We start from the raw sequence: 15,897 nt of genomic DNA on the forward strand, positions 1-15,897 counted from the left end.
CGCCGAGTTGGTCGACACGTCGGTGTGGGGTCTGTCTCGACCGTCGCGGCTGTTCGAGCTGATCGATCCTGACCGGGCCGCCGTACTGCGGGGTCACCACCACAGCTAGACTTGCGCGAGCTTCAGAGTTGCGCTGTGCGTCATCGGCGGTGGGGCAATGGGTCGTGTTGCCCCTCGGGCACGAACCATTGCCCCATGGTGCGCGCTGAGATCGATTGCAGCGCGCACCGTTTGCGTTCCAGGCTGGTATTCATCCGGCGACCGAGTTGTCGGTAGACCTCGGCCTTGTCGGCGGGATCTGCGTCGCGGAGCACGGTGGTGATGTCGCCGAGCGCGGTCACCAGGGTCGTGATTTCTGCTCGGCTCATCCTGCGCGGGGCGGTGCCCGTGTTCGCCGGAGATCTGCCTCCGCACGGCTGCGTTCGGCCTGGGTCTGCGCGATCAGCCGGTGACCACCGCCGGGTCGGCTCCGGCGTCGAGGGCGGCGCGGTAGCGCTCCAACTTGGCGTCGCACTCGATGATGATCATCTGAGCTGCTGTGCCCGCTGCGGGCGAATGATCTAAGGGCAGGGCTTCGGTCATCGCGGTGATCGTTGATTCGATGTGGTGGGGTGCGAAGGCGGAGGCCAGCCAGCTGTCGATCAGGTCGGTGAGGGCAGCCTCGCGCAGGTCCACGTTGCTCGGATGCTCACCGTGGTTGGCGAGGGCATACTCCTGCGGGAAGCGGCAGCGGTAGTAGGCGCTCGCCGTGGTTGTACTGGCCCTGCATGCGTCGGCCGCAGGCGGCGCAGCAGATCATGCCCCGGAAGACGTACGGGTTGCGGGTGCGCTGTCGGACGTGTTGTCCGCCGGTTCCCCGTCCGCGTCGTTGCGGTATCGCTTGGGCCTGCTCGAAGGTCGCGTCGTCGATGAGTGGCTCATGGGTGATGTCCTCTGGAGACCACCCATTTGCCGCGGACGTTCCAGCGCATCACGCCGGTGTGACCCATTGCCACGTCGTCGAGGTGGCCCGCGGCCCTCAGATCGACCCCTGCGGCGGACGCATCCCACTCGCACCCGGCGAGCCGTCGTCGGGGCCTCGGGTCTGCCGACGTGGGTAGGTCGACCGGCAGGACTTCCTGCGAGCGCCGTCAGTTCGGGTGTGCCGTTCACGTGGTGTGCGCGAAACCGATGAAGAAATCAAGACACAAGGTGTCAGGTTTTGGGTCGAGCATGGGTTGCTGGTCGACGCCGATGGTGCGGCGTAAACCGGAAACCCGGATAGATACGAACAGATAAGGACTTTCGTGCGCGAAACTTCGGAAGAACTCACAGGGCTTCAGGCGCTCCTTGATGCCTCCCTGTCCCGTTCCACCTCGCACCTCCGCTCGATCATCAGCACCGAGCGCACCTTGACCGCGCAGCAGCTCACCCACGTCCTCACTGGCATGTGCACCCTCGCCCTGTCCACAGTGACGGCGAAGGGCGAGCCGCGGATCAGTGGTGTCGATGGGCATTTTCTGCACGGCAAGTGGCTCTTCGGCACGGCGCGCGACTCGGCCAAGGCGCGCCACCTCTCGGCGCGGCCCGCAGTGAGCGCCGCGCACATGCGCGGTGAGGACCTGGGCGTGTTCACGCACGGCAGGGCCGAGATCCTCAACCCCCACGACGGCGAGCCGGCGGATGACTGGCCGGACCTGCTCGCGTACCTCAAGGACTTCTATGGCGAGGAGCTCTTCGACTGGGACAACGATGTTGTCTACTACCGGCTGCAACCGCACTGGATGGCCGCCTACGCGCCCGACGTCGCGAAGCTCACTGCGCTGTCCCAGCCCTGATCCCCCAGCAGTGGCCGGATCGGGACCAGCCACGTCATGGGAGATCGGTGAGGCATCCACGCAGGTCCCCTGGACGGCGACCTGCGGCGAAGGGCGTGTTCGGTTTGTTCGGCAGGGGCAGGGGCAGGGGCTGCACGCCCATGCCCTGCCTCGTGGGCGAGAGGGTGGACGAAGGTTGACTGAAATCGGATCGGGCGTCGCAAGGGTGGGACGCGACACCATCGACGTGGTGGGGGCTCGTACCAACAATCTGCGGGACGTGTCCGTCAGCATTCCCAAAGGACAGCTCGTCGCCTTCACCGGAGTGAGCGGCAGCGGCAAGACCTCGCTGGCCATCGACACCCTGCACAACGAAGCCCAGCTACGGTATCTGGAAGGGCTTTCGCCCTTTGTACGGCAGTACATAACGCAGCGCAACCGGCCGAAGGTCGACCGCATTCTGGGCCTCGGCGCGACGCTCGCTGTCGACCAACGCCGCCTGAACCGTAACCCCCGTTCCACCGTCGCAACGATCACCGGCATCGACGGGCACCTGGGGCTGCTGTACTCGCGCCTTCCAGGGATCGGCGCAGACCCGGCGGGGGAGAGTGGAAACGAGCATCTGACGACCGCTCACTTCGACCGCAACACGCCGGAGGGGAGCTGTGCGGACTGCCACGGGGTGGGCGGGCGCTGGCAGGCGCAGGAGGACCTGGTCATCACCCACCCGGAGCTTCCGCTGTTCGAGGGGGCCTCGCCCTGGTACGCGAAATGGCGGTCGGGGGAACACGCGTTCGTGCCGGCGCTTGCCGAGAAGCGGGGCGTGGACCTCGGCCGATCGTGGCAGTCGCTGCCCGAGGAGTTCCGCCGTTGCGTGCTCCACGGCACAGGTGACGAGAAGATCGAGGCGACCGTCGACATGACGAACAGGAATGAGCGGGCCCTGGTGACCTACACCTCGAGCCAGCCGCTGCGGGGCGCTCTCGCCGAGGTGGAGCGGGTGTTCGTGAACGCCCAGACGTCCAGCGCCAAGCAGCGCTACCTGCCGTACATGCGCAAGCAGCCCTGCGGCACCTGTGGCGGCAGCGGATACGACGAGGTGGCCCGGTCCGTGCGGCTCGGCGGACTGACCTACCCCGACCTGCTCGAGGTCGAGGTGCGGGAGGTACGCGACTGGGCTAAACGCGTCGCGGATGAGCTGGACGCCCGGCAGCGTGAGGTGGGCGAACCGCTGCTGCAGGACCTCGGCCGCCGGCTCGGAATCCTTGACCGGCTCGGCCTGGCCCGTCTCCAACTGTCCCGGAGCGCAGCGACACTGTCCGGGGGCGAGTTGCAGCGCACCCGACTCGCCGCGCAGCTCAGCACCGAACTGAGCGGCATCATCTTCGTCCTGGACGAGCCCGGCACCGGGCTGCATCCGGCGGACAAGGCGCACCTGCTCGACATCGCCCTGGAGCTGCGCGAGGCCGGCAACACCGTACTCCTCGTCGAGCACGACCCGGAGCTGATCGCCCGAGCCGATTGGGTGATCGACATGGGGCCGGGCGCCGGCCGATTCGGCGGTGAGATCCTCGTGTCCGGGCCTCCCGCCGACGTGGCCGCTCATCCCACGTCGCTGACCGGGCGCTATCTGGCCGGCGAAGGGCCGCGGCTGCACCGGACCCGCCGCCCCGCCGGGGACGACACCGACTGGGTGGAGCTGCACGGCCTGCGTGCGCACAACGTGACCGCGAGCCTGGTGAGGTTCCCCGCTGGTCGGCTCACCTGCGTGACCGGCGTGAGCGGCAGCGGCAAGAGCAGCCTCCTCGCCGCGCTCGGGGCGAGCGTGGGGGCCGCCCTGGACGGAACGGCGACCGACGCGGTGCGGGAGGTGACCGGCGTCGAGGGATTCAGCTGGGTCGCCGTCGTCGATCAGGAACCGCTCGGACGGACGCCGCGATCCAACCCGGCGACCTACAGCAAGGCGTTCGACATCGTCCGCAAGCTGTTCGCCGAGACCGACATCGCGCGCGGGCGCGGGGTCGACGCCTCCTGGTTCAGCTTCAACACCGCAGGCGGTGGCCGCTGCGAAACCTGCACCGGTTACGGCCGAAAACTGGTCGACATGCACTTCCTGCCGGACGTGTGGGTGGTGTGCGACGGGTGCGAGGGCCGGCGCTACAAGCCGGATGCGTTGGAGGTTACGTACCGGGGATTGGCCATCGATCAGGTGCTGGAGCTCACCGTCGCCGAGGCCGTGGAGCAGTTCTCCGAGCCCCGACAGCTCGCAGAAACCCTGGGAGCTCTGAACCAGGTCGGGCTCGGCTATCTCCAACTCGGGCAGAGCGCCACAGAGTTGTCCGGCGGCGAGGCGCAGCGGCTGAAGCTGGCGTCCGCCATCCAACGCGGTGCTGGGAGCCGCAAGGCTGGTCTCGTCGTTCTCGACGAGCCCGTCTCGGGCCTGCACCCGTCTGACATCCAGCGTGTGGTGGACGCGCTCGACGTGTTGCTGGATTCGGGCAACACCGTCGTCGTGGCCGAACACGACATAGCTGTCGCCGCGTCCGCGGACTGGGTGATCGACCTGGGGCCGGGAGCCGGTCCGGATGGGGGCGCGGTGGTCGCGGCGGGCGCCCCGGAGGCCGTCGCGACAGCCGACACCCCGACCGCCAGCTTCTTCCGGCGGTACGCGGCGGGCCTACCGCTCCTGGAGATACGTGAAGACCTGGGCTGCCCAGGGGCCGCTGCCCCCCTGTCCAGCCACCCGTCGAGGAGGAGCGTCCATGCCTGATATCGGTGCGGAAGCGCGCGCCCTTCGGCCGCCGCCGCTTGTCCGCTGGGCGCGTTCCCCTCGGTTTGCGTCCGGCCCGGTCAACGTGTCACCCACCGAATTCAGCCGGAACCACGCGGTCAGGTTCCAGCCATACTGGGCCGTTCCAGCCCTCGCCGGACGGCCCAGTTCCGACGGTTGTCAGCTGCGTGCGCTCAGGGCAGCGGGTTCGGGCGTGCCCGCCGGCGGCCGGGGGTCGTCGTGATGCGTGAACAGTTCGTTGGGCCACCACATCCATCGATCAACGTCCACTGTCAGTGCGGTGACCAGCACCGAGCGGACGATCATCGTGTCCAGTAGTACGCCAAACGCCACAGTGAACCCCAGTTGCGCCGCGAACACCAAGGGCAGTGATCCCAGCGCCGCGAAGGTACCGGCCAGGACGAGACCCGCTGAGGTGATCACACCGCCGGTGGCGGACAGTCCAGCCCGGGCACCCTGTCGGGTGCCGTGTAGCTGTGTCTCCTCCCGTACCCGGCTGACCAGGAAGATGTTGTAGTCGATGCCGAGGGCGACCAGGAACACGAACACTAGGAGTGGGAAGTTCGCGTCTGCCCCGGCGAAGTCGAACACGTGGTTGAACACCAGCGCGCTCACGCCGAGGGACGCTCCGAGCGACAGCACCACCGTCGCCATGAGCAGCAGCGGTGCGACGATCGCCCGTAGCAGCAGTGCGAGGATGAGGAAGACCACGATCAGTACGACGGGGATGATCACTTTGGCGTCGCGGGCTGCCGATTGTTGTGTGTCGAGTGCGATCGCCGTGCTGCCTCCGACCCGCGCATCCCGGCACCGGCTTCCTCACCAGCCCGACCGAAGCCGGCGACCTTGCGCGGCAGCTCAACGACTACGCAGCGGGGCTGGCCGCCGAGCATCCAACCCGATTCGGGTTCTTCGCCACCCTGCCGATGCCCCACATCGCGGCCGCCACCACCGAGGCCCGTCGCGTCCTCGACGAACTACGCGCCGACGGCGTCACTCTGCTGGCCAACAGCAACGGCGACTACCTCGGTGGCCCCGACCAGGATGCGCTGTGGCAGACCCTGGACGAGCGCGCCGCCGTCGTCTTCGTCCACCCCGCTGACCTGCCCGGACCAGCCATCGACGGCATCCCACCGTTCGCCGCCGATTTCCTGCTCGACACCACCCGAGCGGCCTACCTCCTCGTCCGAACCGGCGTTCTCCGGCGATACCCCAGAATCCGGTTCGTCCTCAGCCACGCCGGAGGTTTTCTGCCCTACGCCTCACACCGCATGGCCCTGGCCATCGCCGCCGACACCGCACGCAGCCCGCTGGACATCCTGGACGACTTCCGCACCTTCTACTTTGACACCGCCCTGTCCTCAAGCCCTGCCGCCCTGCCCACACTGCTTGCCTTCGCCCGACCCGGGCGTGTGCTTTTCGGCAGCGACTGGCCCTTCGCGCCCATCCCGGCCGGGCAGTACTTCGCCAACGGAATCGACACCTGCCTCGAACTCGGGCAACTGCGAGCGGTCAACCGCACCAACGCCGAAGCCCTCTTTCCACGCCTGGCCACCGGCAGCACGCCAGACCCGGACCGCCGGGTGGCCGCGCGCCTCCAACGGGCAGCGCAGCGGAGCGCCGCCCGGCTCTTCTTCCGACTCGTCCAATCCGGCAACGGCGGGAACCGGATTCCGTGAGTGCCACGGCGGACCGTCTGTTCGGCGGCGTCATGGCCCGGGGTGACGCGCGTCATGTGTAGAGGTGTGCAGCCACCTCATCTCCTTCGGCGGCACGGATCGGTGGCCCCGGCACACTGACCCTCAGCCCGTGCACCGCAAAGGCCGGTCGGCGATTGATCAGGCGCTCGTCGACGCGAAATGCCCCACGGCGGCGACGGCGAAGACGAGGAAGACCGCGGGAAACGCGATGTTGTGGAACACCCGCGCGCGGGCGTGAGCCACGAGCGCGCCGACGAAGAACAGGACGAGGCCGAGGGCTGCGGCCAATCCGAAGGGACGTACGCCGAGAAGGCCGAGCACCAGACCCACGACGCCGGCCCCCTCGACCAGCGCGAGGTAGGGGATCCACCGCGCGGACAGCCCGACCTCGGCGCAGTTGCGCATCACGAAGTCCGCCCTGATCACTTTGGCGGTCACCTCGATGGCGTTGGCGAGGGCGCAAAGGATGGTAGCGACGACCAGAACGCCCTCCAGTACGGCGATCATGACGCGCGCCGGCGCGATCGAGTAATCGGTAAACTCACAGGTGCCTCCACGTGCGTGGGTTCATCAGGTTGTGGTCTCTCGCCCCTACTGACGCCCGGCACGCAGGAAAGGTGACCAGACGTGGAACTCGTCGACCATTTCGAGGCCTCGAGGGCCCGACTGATGTCGTTGGCCTATCGCATCGTCGGCTCGCACAACGATGCCGAAGACGCGGTGCAGGCCGCCTGGCTGCGCGCGCGGTCGGCCGACCCGGCGCAACTGGTCAACCCCGAGGGCTGGCTCACCACGGTGACGGCACGCCTGTGCCTCGACCAGCTTCGCGCCCGCCATCGCCGGCGCGAGGTCCCGCTCACGGCCGACGACATCCCCGGCGAGCAGCTCGCGGCCGACGAGGCGTTCGTCCGTCGTGAGGACGTCTCCCGGGCACTGCTGGTCGTGCTCGACGAGCTGTCTCCCCCGCAGCGGGTGGCCTACGTGCTGCATGACCTCTTCGCCGTCCCGTTCGACGAGATCGGACCCGTGCTCGACACGACGGTGGCCGCGGCGAAGAAGCTCGCGAGTCGAGCGCGGATCCGGCTCAGGGACGCTCGTGCGATCGACCTGCCGGGATCCGCCCACCAGATGGAGATCATCGACGCGTTCCTCGCCGCGGCCCGTGGCGGCGACATCGCGCGGCTCGTCACGCTCCTGGCGCCTGACGTCGTCCGTACGGCCGACCTCGGATTCCTCGCGGACGGCACCGCGCCTGTCGTCCGGGGCGCCTGGCCGGTCGCGAAGGAGACCAGGGCGTTCGTGGACCGCATCGCCGCCGCCGCCCCGGTCCTCGTTGAGGGTCACCCAGGAGCGGTGATCGCCCCTGGTGGCCACCCATTCGCATTGATCCGGATCGGCGTCCACGACGGCCTCGTCACGAGCATCGACATCACGCCCTACGAGCGCGGGTCCGTGTCCCTCCCCGCTGCCTGGGGTACGTGATTCTCGAAGCTGCATACCATACCGTATGGTACGGTCGATTGATGGGAACACGTGAACTCTGGCTCGGCGAGGGTGTCGTGGTATTGACCGACGAGGGGCCGGCGGGTCTGCGGATCGACCGTCTGGCTGCCCGCCTCGGCCTGACGAAGGGGTCGTTCCATCACCACTTCACGGGGGTCGCCGACTACCACGCGGCGTTGCTGACTCATATCGAGCATGGACAGGTCAACCTGTTGGATGGGCTGTCAGGCGAGCTCGCGACAGTCGATCCGGTCCATGCCCTGCGGGCCCTTCCCTCGCGGCTCGACGAGCTGTTCGACGCCGAGCTGGATCGGGCGCTGCGGGCGTGGGCGATCGGGAACGACGGTGCGCGTGGCGTGGTCGAACGCGTCGACAGCGCACGGCTCACTTTCCTCGAGACCCTCTGGAATCGCGTTGTGCCTGACCCGACCCGGGCGCGTGCCGCCGCCCTGCTGCCGCATCTTCTCCTGATCGGAGCGAACGCCATCCGCCCACCGCTCGACGCTGCCAGTCGACGTGCGGTGTTCGACCTACTGCCAGACCTGATTCCCCATGTCTGAGGTCCCACTCGGGCGCCCCCGCCTGCGGACGGGCGCCGTGATTGCCGTCGCTGTTGCGCTCGCGCTGGGCATCGTGACTGCTACCGGGGTTCATCGCCTAGAAGGAGGAGACAGATGCCCGCTGCCGATGTATTGATCGTCGGGGCCGGCCCGACCGGGCTCACCCTCGCTGTCGATCTGGCCCGCCGTGGAGTTCGCGCGGTGCTGATCGAGGCCGCGCCCGCACTGCCTCGTCAGTCCCGAGGCAAGGGCCTGCAACCTCGAAGCCTGGAGGTGCTTGACGATCTCGGTGTTATCGACGCGGTTCTGGGACACGGCCAGTCGCGCCAGGACATCACCCTGTACCGCGATGGCCGGGGCCTTGCGCGGATACCCGCCGGTCTCGCCGAGCCGCGGGCGGACTTGCCGTACCCGAACATCGTGATGATTCCCCAGTGGCGCACCACCACGCTGCTCGCACGGCGGCTGCACGAACTCGGTTCCGCGATTCGGTTCAACACCCGCCTTGAGTCGTTCACCGCTGGTAGCGACGCGGTGCGCGCCGTGGTCACTACACCCGACGGCGGCCGGGAGGATCTGACCGTCCGCTACCTCGTCGGCTGTGACGGCGCGCAGAGCACCGTGCGCCGCACACTCGACCTGGAGTTCGCCGGCTCGTCCGACGAGACGCAGCGCTACCTGCTCGGTGATGTCACAGTTCCCGGTTGGCGCCCCGAAGTCGACGGAGCCGTTCGCTCACACGCATGGCTCGGCACCGACGGGTCATTCCTCGGTCTGGCTGGCCTGCCCGGGACCGGGCAGTGGCAGATCGGCGCGAGCATCGCCGTCGGCGACGACCTCGAGCCCACCCTGGAGGCCCTCCAGCGGCTATGGGACGAACGCACCGGCCACCCGCAGGTTCGCCTGTCCGACGCGACCTGGTTGTCGAACTTCCGGGTCAACGTCCGCATGGTCGAGGGCTACCGCCGCGGTCGAGTCCTGCTCGCCGGCGACGCCGCGCACGTGCACCCGCCCACCGGAGGGCAGGGCATGAACACCGGCATCCAGGACGCCTACAACCTGGGATGGAAGCTGGCCGCCTGCCTCAACGGCCACGACGACACCCTGCTCGACACCTACCAGGCTGAACGCCTTCCCGTCGCCCGTCGTGCGTTGGCGCAAAGCACCAACATCCTCGACGTGGTCACCAACCGCAATCCACTCGTCCGGTTCGCCGTGCAACGCCTGCTCCTGCCGCTACTCAGCCGACCCTCGATCAACCGCAGGCTCGCCGCACGTGTGTCCCAGATCGACATTGGCTACCACGACGGGCCCCTGGCGGACGACGAGCTGTCCGGCGGCCGCGTCCGACCCGGCGATCGGGCCCCCGACGCCCGCCTCGTCGATACCGCAACCGGGCAGCCGCTGCGGCTGTTCGACCTACTGCGCGGGCCACAATGGACGCTGCTCCTCGTTGGTGACGCCTCCGCTGGCCGCCTCGACTGTGATGCTCTTCCCGACGAGGTGCACACCTGCTTGATCACGCCCGCGCGGTCGACGTCGTTCTCCGGCCGGGTGGTCATCGACCACGACCGTACGTTTCGCCGGGCCTACCGAGCAAAGCCCGGCACAGCGTTGCTCATTCGCCCGGACGGCTACCTCCACTGGCGCGCGCACACCCCCTGCGCCGACGCGGTGGCCAAGCACGTCCTCGGCGCGGGCGCGCACCCCCCACCCGCTGCCGCCACCCGACGACAGCCGGGCACGTGAGAAGGCCAAGACACCGAGGAGGGCTGAGCCTTTCCACTGAGGCAGGGTGGCTGACCGGCACGGCAGCAGAAGTCGAGAACGGGCCGTAGACGATGGCGGGTCACCGTCGTCCGACATGGTGAGGCTTCATTCACGTCCAGTGTGGTTGATCGTGACCCCTTACCTGAGGAGTCCTTCGAGATGGTGCAACCCTGGTGGCCGCTGGCCTTGTTGGCAGTGATCCAGCTCTGCGACGCGCTGCTATGCGTAAAGCCGGTCGCCTTCATTCGGCAATGTTTGACCGACGTCCGGTTCCCCGAACGCTTCTGGAAGTTTCTCCCCCCGCTCAAGGCTGCCGCAGCGGCTGGGCTCATCGTCGGGATCTGGGTTCCGCCGCTGGCGGTGTTCGTGTCTGCGGCGCTGGTCTGCTACTTCGCGGTGGCGGTCTCGGCGCACGTCCGCGCCCGCGATTTCGGCCGCAACCTGTTCCTGAACGCGACAGCCATGTTGGTCATCTGCTCGGCGACGCTGGCCTTCACCGTCCAAACCGCATGATCGAACACGCGACGACGGCGCGGGTTTGGTCATCGCGCGTAACGCTTCGTATTCGGCTGGTGGGACGTTGAAGCGCCTGCGCCGGATCGCAACCTGCAGCGTGTCCAATGCCAGGTCGATCTGATCGATCGCGGCATAACGGCGAACAGTCGGGGGGTTAGGATCGTGGAGTTTCGGATCCTGGGCACAGTCGAGGCATGGGCGGGCGGGAAACAGGTCGATCTCGGTTCGCGCAAGCAGCGCCTGGTGCTCGCGGTCCTGCTGCTGGAACCCAACCGAATGGTGCCGCTGGACCGGCTGGTCGACCTCGTCTGGGGCGAGGATGTGCCGGCGTCCGCACGAGCCTCGATCCAGACGCTCGTATCCCGGCTACGTGCGGCGCTTCGGCAGGTCGGCGACGGGCCCGCCATCGTCGGCCGGGGAGCGGGCTACGTCATACACGTGGATCCGCTCGTGATCGACGCGCATCGGTTCACGGACCTGATTCTCGCGGCTCGCTCGTCGGAAGACGAGCGCGCGGTCGAGCTGATCGACCAGGCGCTCGCCCTCTGGCACGGCGAGGCACTCGCAGGCGTGGCGTCCACCGAAGTGGCCGAACGCCTGTGCGGTCACCTCGATGAAGCCCGATGGACCGCCCTGGAAGACCGCCTGGACGCCCAACTACGGCTGGGCGACGGCCGACGGCTGCTCGCCGAGCTCACCCGGCTCGTGACCGACCACCCGCTGCGGCAGCGGCTCGTGGGCCAACTCATGCTGGCCCTGCACCGCGACGGCCGCACCGCCGCCGCGCTCGACGTCTATCGCACGCTGCGGAAGCGACTGGCCGGCGACCTCGGCCTCGATCCGGCACCAAAACTGGTGCGGTTGGAATCCGCGATCCTGCGCGCGGACCCGGCTCTGGATCCGGCCGCGAGACCCATCGACACATCACCACCCGAGCCGGTACGACCGGCGCAGTTACCGCCCGCCGCCCACGGGTTCGCCGGACGCGCAGAAGAACTCGCCCGGCTCGACACCGGATTGGAATCCGCGTCGGGCCCGAAGATCTGGGTAATCAGTGGCACCGCCGGCGTCGGCAAGACGGCGCTCGCCCTCCACTGGGCCCACCGCCACCGGGAGAGGTTCCCGGGTGGGCAGCTCTACCTCGACCTCCGTGGCTTCGACGCCGAGCACGACCCGCTCAGCGAGTCCGCCGCACTCCTCCAGTTGCTCAGCAGCCTCGGTGTCGATCACCGGCTGATCCCAGCGGATGCGGCGGGCCGGGCCGCCCTGTTCCGCTCACTGCTGGCCGGCCACCGCGTCCTGCTGGTGCTGGACAACGTGCGCGACGCCGCCCAGGTGTACGCGCTGATTCCGTCGGCGGGCACGGTCATCCTCACCAGTAGGCAGCGGCTCGGAGAGCTGATCGCCCGCACCGGCGCGCAAACACTGTCGCTGTCCGTGCTCACCGCCGCCGACTCTCGCCGGCTGCTGGAGGCCTCGCTCGGCGTCGACCAGGTCGCCACCGAAGCAGCCGCAGCCGGGAAGCTGGCGGATCTCTGCGGTCACCTGCCGCTCGCACTGCGGATCGCGGTGGCCAACATCGTCGCTATTCCGAAGGCGGAGATCACCGGGTTGGTGCAGGAACTCTCCGATGGCGACCGGTTGGCCGGGTTCACCGTGGACGGCGCCGAGGAAAGTGCCGTCACGAGAGCGTTCGCCTCGTCCTACTGGGCGCTTCCGGCGGAGCATCGCCTGCTCTTCCGTCGCCTCGGGCTGCTGCCGGGACCGACGTTCACTGCACTGCCCGCGAGCGTGGCCGCCGGGCTGCCCCCGGCTCGGACTGACCGACTGATAAAGGCACTGGCCGCGGCGCACCTGATCGAGCAATACACACGCGGGCGCTTCCGGCTCCACGACCTGCTCCGAAGGTATGCGGTCGGCCGGGCGCTGGTAGAAGACACCGCTGTCGAGCTCGAACACGCTCGCCGACTCGTCCTGGACCATTACCTGCACACGGCTGACGCGGCGGGCAGGCAGCTCATCTCTCACTTTCTGCGGCTGCCGAGGAAGGTGGAGAACGGGATCAGCTTCCCGGACAACAACAGTGCGCTCGCCTGGCTCGACGCCGAGTGGCCGACTCTCGCCGCCGCGGTCGGTCAGGCAGCGGCGCGAGGTCCACGACCGCTGGCATGGCACATCGTCGACGCCCTCCGCGCCTATTTCCACCAGCGCGGTCACCGGACGGAATGGGTGGAGATGGCCTCGTTGGGGCTGGAAGCCGCGCACGGCGAGGGCGACGAACGGGCGCAAGCTGCGATGCACCAGAGCATCGCGCTCGCCTACGTCAACATGGGCCACTACGTCGAGGCACAAGACCATCTCGACAGTGCACTACGGCGGAACGCGGCCGACGGCTGGCACGAAGGCCGCGCCGCCGTGCTGAACAATCTCAGTGCGGTGCACCAGCGCCTCGGTGACCCCCACGCGTCGATCGACTGCGGGCTGGAATCGCTGGACCTTCAACACAAGTTGGGGAATGGCGCCGGGAGCGCCATGACACTGGCGAATCTCGGCTTCGCCTATTGGCAGTTGGGCCTGCTGGACCAAGCGCTGGAGCACTTCGGCCGGGCGCTGGAACTGGGGGAGCGGCAACGCGCCCGCTTCAGCGTCGCCGTCCTGCTCGTGGATCTCGGGAACGTGCACCGTGACCTCGGCAACCCGGACACGGCCGAGGAGTTCTACGCCCGGGCGCTGGCCGCCAACCGTGAACTCGGGTATCACTACGGCGAAGCGACCGCGCTGTCCGGCCGTGCGCTGCTGCACTGTCAGACCGGCCCATCGGAGCAAACCCTCGACGACGCCCGGTCGGCAGTCGAACTGACCAGGAAGATCAGTGACCGCGGCACCGAAGCGTGGGCGCTCAACGCCCTCGGTGATGTCTGTCTGCGGTTGGGCCTGCCCGCCGAAGCCGCAGACCATCACAACCGAGCCCTGCAGGTGGCGCGCTCGACCAGCTTCCGCTGGTGTGAGGCTGACGCGTTGCGCGGCTCGGCCATGGCGCTGCTGAACCTCGATGTCCTCGACGAAGCCCAGGCCCGAGCCACGCTCGCCATCGACCTCGCTCACCGGGCCGGGTACCGGCTCGTCGAGGCCCGCGCATCGCACGCCCTCGCCGAGATTCGGGCGAGGCTAAATGGGGCATCTCGCAAGTCGGTGGAGGAGTAGCCGGGCAGGGCTGCTGGTGTCACCCGACGTTCAGGTAGAACGGTCCTCACCTCGACCGGACACGGCCAGCATCATTAAGAGCTCCTAACTCTTTGGAAGTGGTCGAGTCGGCGCCAGCAGGTGATGGCGCAGGCGAGGGTGAGAAGCGAAGTCTCCGGGTACGGTCGCCCTGTGGACCTTCGATCTCGGCGAGCTGCCAGCAAGCGTGTACTTGGAACCATGGCGATAGCTGGAGGTTTCCTGGCCTGCGTGCTCACGATGGCGAGCGACTCCGGGCACGCCGAAACGTATGTCATTGCGGGACTCCTTGTCCTGGCAGGGATCGGGCTGCGTATTGAGGCTGCAATCATCGATACAGCAGTGCAGCTGCCGTTGCTGCCACCATCAGCGCAAACGTTGGCCGATGCGAGTGGCAACGACGCCGACAGCGCGAATAGCTCGTCGTCACAGACAAGAGACCGCAGTCCGCAGTCGCCGTAGGACCAGACGATGCCGAACTCGCAGCAGAATCCGGCCAGACCGTGGTCGTCAGCGGCCATAGCCTGCCGCAATGATCAGATCCGAACACCGCGCCTTGCCGGATCGCGGCCCGGACTCCGCCTCGGCTCGACCGCCCTTATGAAACAGGCCCTAGTTGGATATCGGTTGTCTGCTGACGAGGTGAAGGCGCGATCCGACGCCCCTGCGGCGTCTAGCTCTTTGCGCGAAACCCCGGATGAGCTCAATGGAGCTTCAGGCCCTCCTTGACGACTCCCTCTCCCGCTCGGCCGGGCACCTATGGGACGGGGCGCGCTTCAGAAGGATCGGGATGCTCACTACGTCGCGCCTGCGCTGTCGCCCGTCCTCCCTGGTCGAGGTCGATTTGCGAGCCGAGCCGGACGAGTGCATGGGTTCTGCAAGCGCGTCACGTGACAGTGGTCGGACTGGCCCATCAACTGGCAGGAGCCGATACGTGCGGAAAATCCTCAGCCTGGTCTTGACTGTTCTGTCAGTCGTCATGTCCGCGGCGACAGTCGCGCATGCCGACGACGGGCCCGTGACCCGGGTGACGCTGACCAGCGCGAACAGTTTCCACTCGCGGGTCGAGGAGCGTCTGCTGAGCAGGACGGTCACCCTCGCGGCCGGTGAATCCCGGCACGTGCGCGGACGCCTCCAGGCGACCAGCAGCGTGCAGCAGATCGTGTCGATGAACAACACCCTGAAGTGTGTGAACCCAGCCGGCGCAGTCGTCGGCACCACATCAACGTCGTCGCGGAACCACGAGGGCTCGGACACCACCTATTACGCCAAGCCTGGGCACCTGCCGATCTACGCCGACCTGCTCTTCACCGCGCCATCGGCGGGCACCTACACCTGCGGCATGTACGGGTACACGGCCTCCACCTCGCTCGACGGCTACTACCTGACCGCCGTCGCGACAGACACCTGGCTGGAGGTGAGCGACACCAGCCAGGTGGGTGCGCGGTGGTGGCAGAACCCGGCGTGCAGCAGCACCGGCACGTCGAGCACCTGTACTTACGTCGGCGCCGGTACGTCTACGGCCTGGGTGTTCTACGACGACGGCACCCCCGTGCACAAATGGAACGCCGCCGCCAATGCGACCTCGGCTCAGGCGCTGGCGACGCTGGAACTGACCACCTGCTACACGGGCACCGCGTCATGCAAGAGCGCCATCGACGCGTACGAGCAGCCGCGCGGGACGAATGCGGTGGTCGACGTGCGTTTCGAGTTCATCCAACTCGACCGGACCGCCCACACCTGCCGCACGACGAGCACCGCAACCTCGCGCAAGACGATTCGCGACGACGCCCACCACTACGTCGCGAACTTCGCCCTCACCGGCGTGCCGATCGACCCGACCTGCGGAACCCGGACCTTCATCATGCGGATCTTCGTGAAACACGTCTCCGGTAATCCGATCAAGATCGACGGGGTCCAGAGCACGACCTCATTGACGAACGGCATCGCCATGAACATCTTCTGACCGTCGCCGGCCCCGGCTGCCCGACCGCCCGTCAAAGAGGACATGGAAAGGATGCGGGCCCTCCACGGGAGGG

General features: G+C 67.9%; 13 protein-coding genes and 1 pseudogene. 9 read left to right on the forward strand and 5 right to left on the reverse strand.

Annotated features, from left to right (window positions below; genetic code table 11):
- Positions 1–140: 140 nt before the first annotated feature.
- The 3 genes from AB0C20_RS02685 to AB0C20_RS02695 form a co-directional block, all read right to left on the reverse strand.
- The gene (locus tag AB0C20_RS02685) at positions 141–341 is read right to left on the reverse strand and encodes a hypothetical protein (protein WP_357567089.1); all 201 of its coding nucleotides are present in this window, start codon (positions 339–341) and stop codon (positions 141–143) included.
- Between the two features lie 100 nt (positions 342–441).
- On the reverse strand, positions 442–675 hold the full coding sequence (locus AB0C20_RS02690; protein ID WP_357567091.1) for a hypothetical protein: 234 nt from the start codon (positions 673–675) through the stop codon (positions 442–444).
- Between the two features lie 473 nt (positions 676–1,148).
- Positions 1,149–1,415, reverse strand: coding sequence for a hypothetical protein (locus tag AB0C20_RS02695; RefSeq protein ID WP_357567093.1), 267 nt, complete (start codon positions 1,413–1,415; stop codon positions 1,149–1,151).
- On the opposite strand from AB0C20_RS02695, the gene AB0C20_RS02700 reads away from it, so the two are divergent.
- Together AB0C20_RS02700 and AB0C20_RS02705 are read left to right on the forward strand one after the other, a co-directional pair.
- Positions 1,392–1,817: a pyridoxamine 5'-phosphate oxidase family protein gene (locus tag AB0C20_RS02700; RefSeq protein ID WP_357567095.1), complete on the forward strand. Its 426-nt coding sequence runs from the start codon at positions 1,392–1,394 to the stop codon at positions 1,815–1,817. The two genes, AB0C20_RS02695 and AB0C20_RS02700, sit on opposite strands and share 24 nt — an antisense overlap.
- A gap of 220 nt (positions 1,818–2,037) precedes the next feature.
- The gene (locus AB0C20_RS02705; protein WP_357567164.1) at positions 2,038–4,566 is read left to right on the forward strand and encodes an excinuclease ABC subunit UvrA; all 2,529 of its coding nucleotides are present in this window, start codon (positions 2,038–2,040) and stop codon (positions 4,564–4,566) included.
- 180 nt (positions 4,567–4,746) lie between these two features.
- Here the strand turns inward: AB0C20_RS02705 and AB0C20_RS02710 are convergent.
- Positions 4,747–5,391 (reverse strand): annotated as a pseudogene (locus AB0C20_RS02710) (MMPL family transporter); the annotation flags it as partial.
- On the opposite strand from AB0C20_RS02710, the gene AB0C20_RS02715 reads away from it, so the two are divergent.
- Positions 5,358–6,266, forward strand: coding sequence for an amidohydrolase family protein (locus AB0C20_RS02715; RefSeq protein WP_357567097.1), 909 nt, complete (start codon positions 5,358–5,360; stop codon positions 6,264–6,266). The pseudogene AB0C20_RS02710 and the gene AB0C20_RS02715 sit on opposite strands and share 34 nt — an antisense overlap.
- A gap of 159 nt (positions 6,267–6,425) precedes the next feature.
- Here AB0C20_RS02715 and AB0C20_RS02720 read toward each other — a convergent pair whose 3' ends face one another.
- On the reverse strand, positions 6,426–6,794 hold the full coding sequence (locus tag AB0C20_RS02720) for a DoxX family protein (RefSeq protein WP_357567099.1): 369 nt from the start codon (positions 6,792–6,794) through the stop codon (positions 6,426–6,428).
- 120 nt (positions 6,795–6,914) lie between these two features.
- On the opposite strand from AB0C20_RS02720, the gene AB0C20_RS02725 reads away from it, so the two are divergent.
- The 6 genes from AB0C20_RS02725 to AB0C20_RS02750 all read left to right on the forward strand — a co-directional run bounded on the left by AB0C20_RS02725 (position 6,915) and on the right by AB0C20_RS02750 (position 15,824).
- Complete coding sequence (locus AB0C20_RS02725) at positions 6,915–7,769, forward strand: sigma-70 family RNA polymerase sigma factor (protein WP_357567101.1); 855 nt, start codon at positions 6,915–6,917, stop codon at positions 7,767–7,769.
- 41 nt (positions 7,770–7,810) lie between these two features.
- Positions 7,811–8,350 carry a hypothetical protein gene (locus AB0C20_RS02730; protein WP_357177993.1) on the forward strand — a complete coding sequence of 180 codons (540 nt, stop codon included), beginning with the start codon at positions 7,811–7,813 and terminating at the stop codon, positions 8,348–8,350.
- Positions 8,351–8,464: 114 nt separating this feature from the next.
- Positions 8,465–10,099: an FAD-dependent oxidoreductase gene (locus AB0C20_RS02735; RefSeq protein WP_357567103.1), complete on the forward strand. Its 1,635-nt coding sequence runs from the start codon at positions 8,465–8,467 to the stop codon at positions 10,097–10,099.
- A gap of 180 nt (positions 10,100–10,279) precedes the next feature.
- Positions 10,280–10,633, forward strand: a complete 354-nt coding sequence (locus AB0C20_RS02740; protein ID WP_357567105.1) for a DoxX family protein — start codon at positions 10,280–10,282, stop codon at positions 10,631–10,633.
- Between the two features lie 165 nt (positions 10,634–10,798).
- Positions 10,799–13,840 carry a tetratricopeptide repeat protein gene (locus tag AB0C20_RS02745; protein ID WP_357567107.1) on the forward strand — a complete coding sequence of 1,014 codons (3,042 nt, stop codon included), beginning with the start codon at positions 10,799–10,801 and terminating at the stop codon, positions 13,838–13,840.
- A 724-nt stretch (positions 13,841–14,564) separates the two neighbouring features.
- Positions 14,565–15,824, forward strand: a complete 1,260-nt coding sequence (locus tag AB0C20_RS02750; RefSeq protein ID WP_357567109.1) for a hypothetical protein — start codon at positions 14,565–14,567, stop codon at positions 15,822–15,824.
- The last annotated feature ends 73 nt before the right edge of the window (positions 15,825–15,897 follow it).

This window comes from Micromonospora sp. NPDC048843 (genome assembly GCF_040649965.1).
Taxonomy (GTDB): Bacteria; Actinomycetota; Actinomycetes; order Mycobacteriales; family Micromonosporaceae; genus Micromonospora; species Micromonospora hortensis.

Coding starts and splice junctions, on each gene's coding strand:
- AB0C20_RS02720 (WP_357567099.1), bottom strand. CDS start 6,794: ATGATCGCCGTACTGGAGGGCGTTCTGGTCGTCGCTACCATCCTTTGC.
- AB0C20_RS02730 (WP_357177993.1), top strand. CDS start 7,811: ATGGGAACACGTGAACTCTGGCTCGGCGAGGGTGTCGTGGTATTGACC.
- AB0C20_RS02735 (WP_357567103.1), top strand. CDS start 8,465: ATGCCCGCTGCCGATGTATTGATCGTCGGGGCCGGCCCGACCGGGCTC.
- AB0C20_RS02740 (WP_357567105.1), top strand. CDS start 10,280: ATGGTGCAACCCTGGTGGCCGCTGGCCTTGTTGGCAGTGATCCAGCTC.
- AB0C20_RS02750 (WP_357567109.1), top strand. CDS start 14,565: ATGGAGCTTCAGGCCCTCCTTGACGACTCCCTCTCCCGCTCGGCCGGG.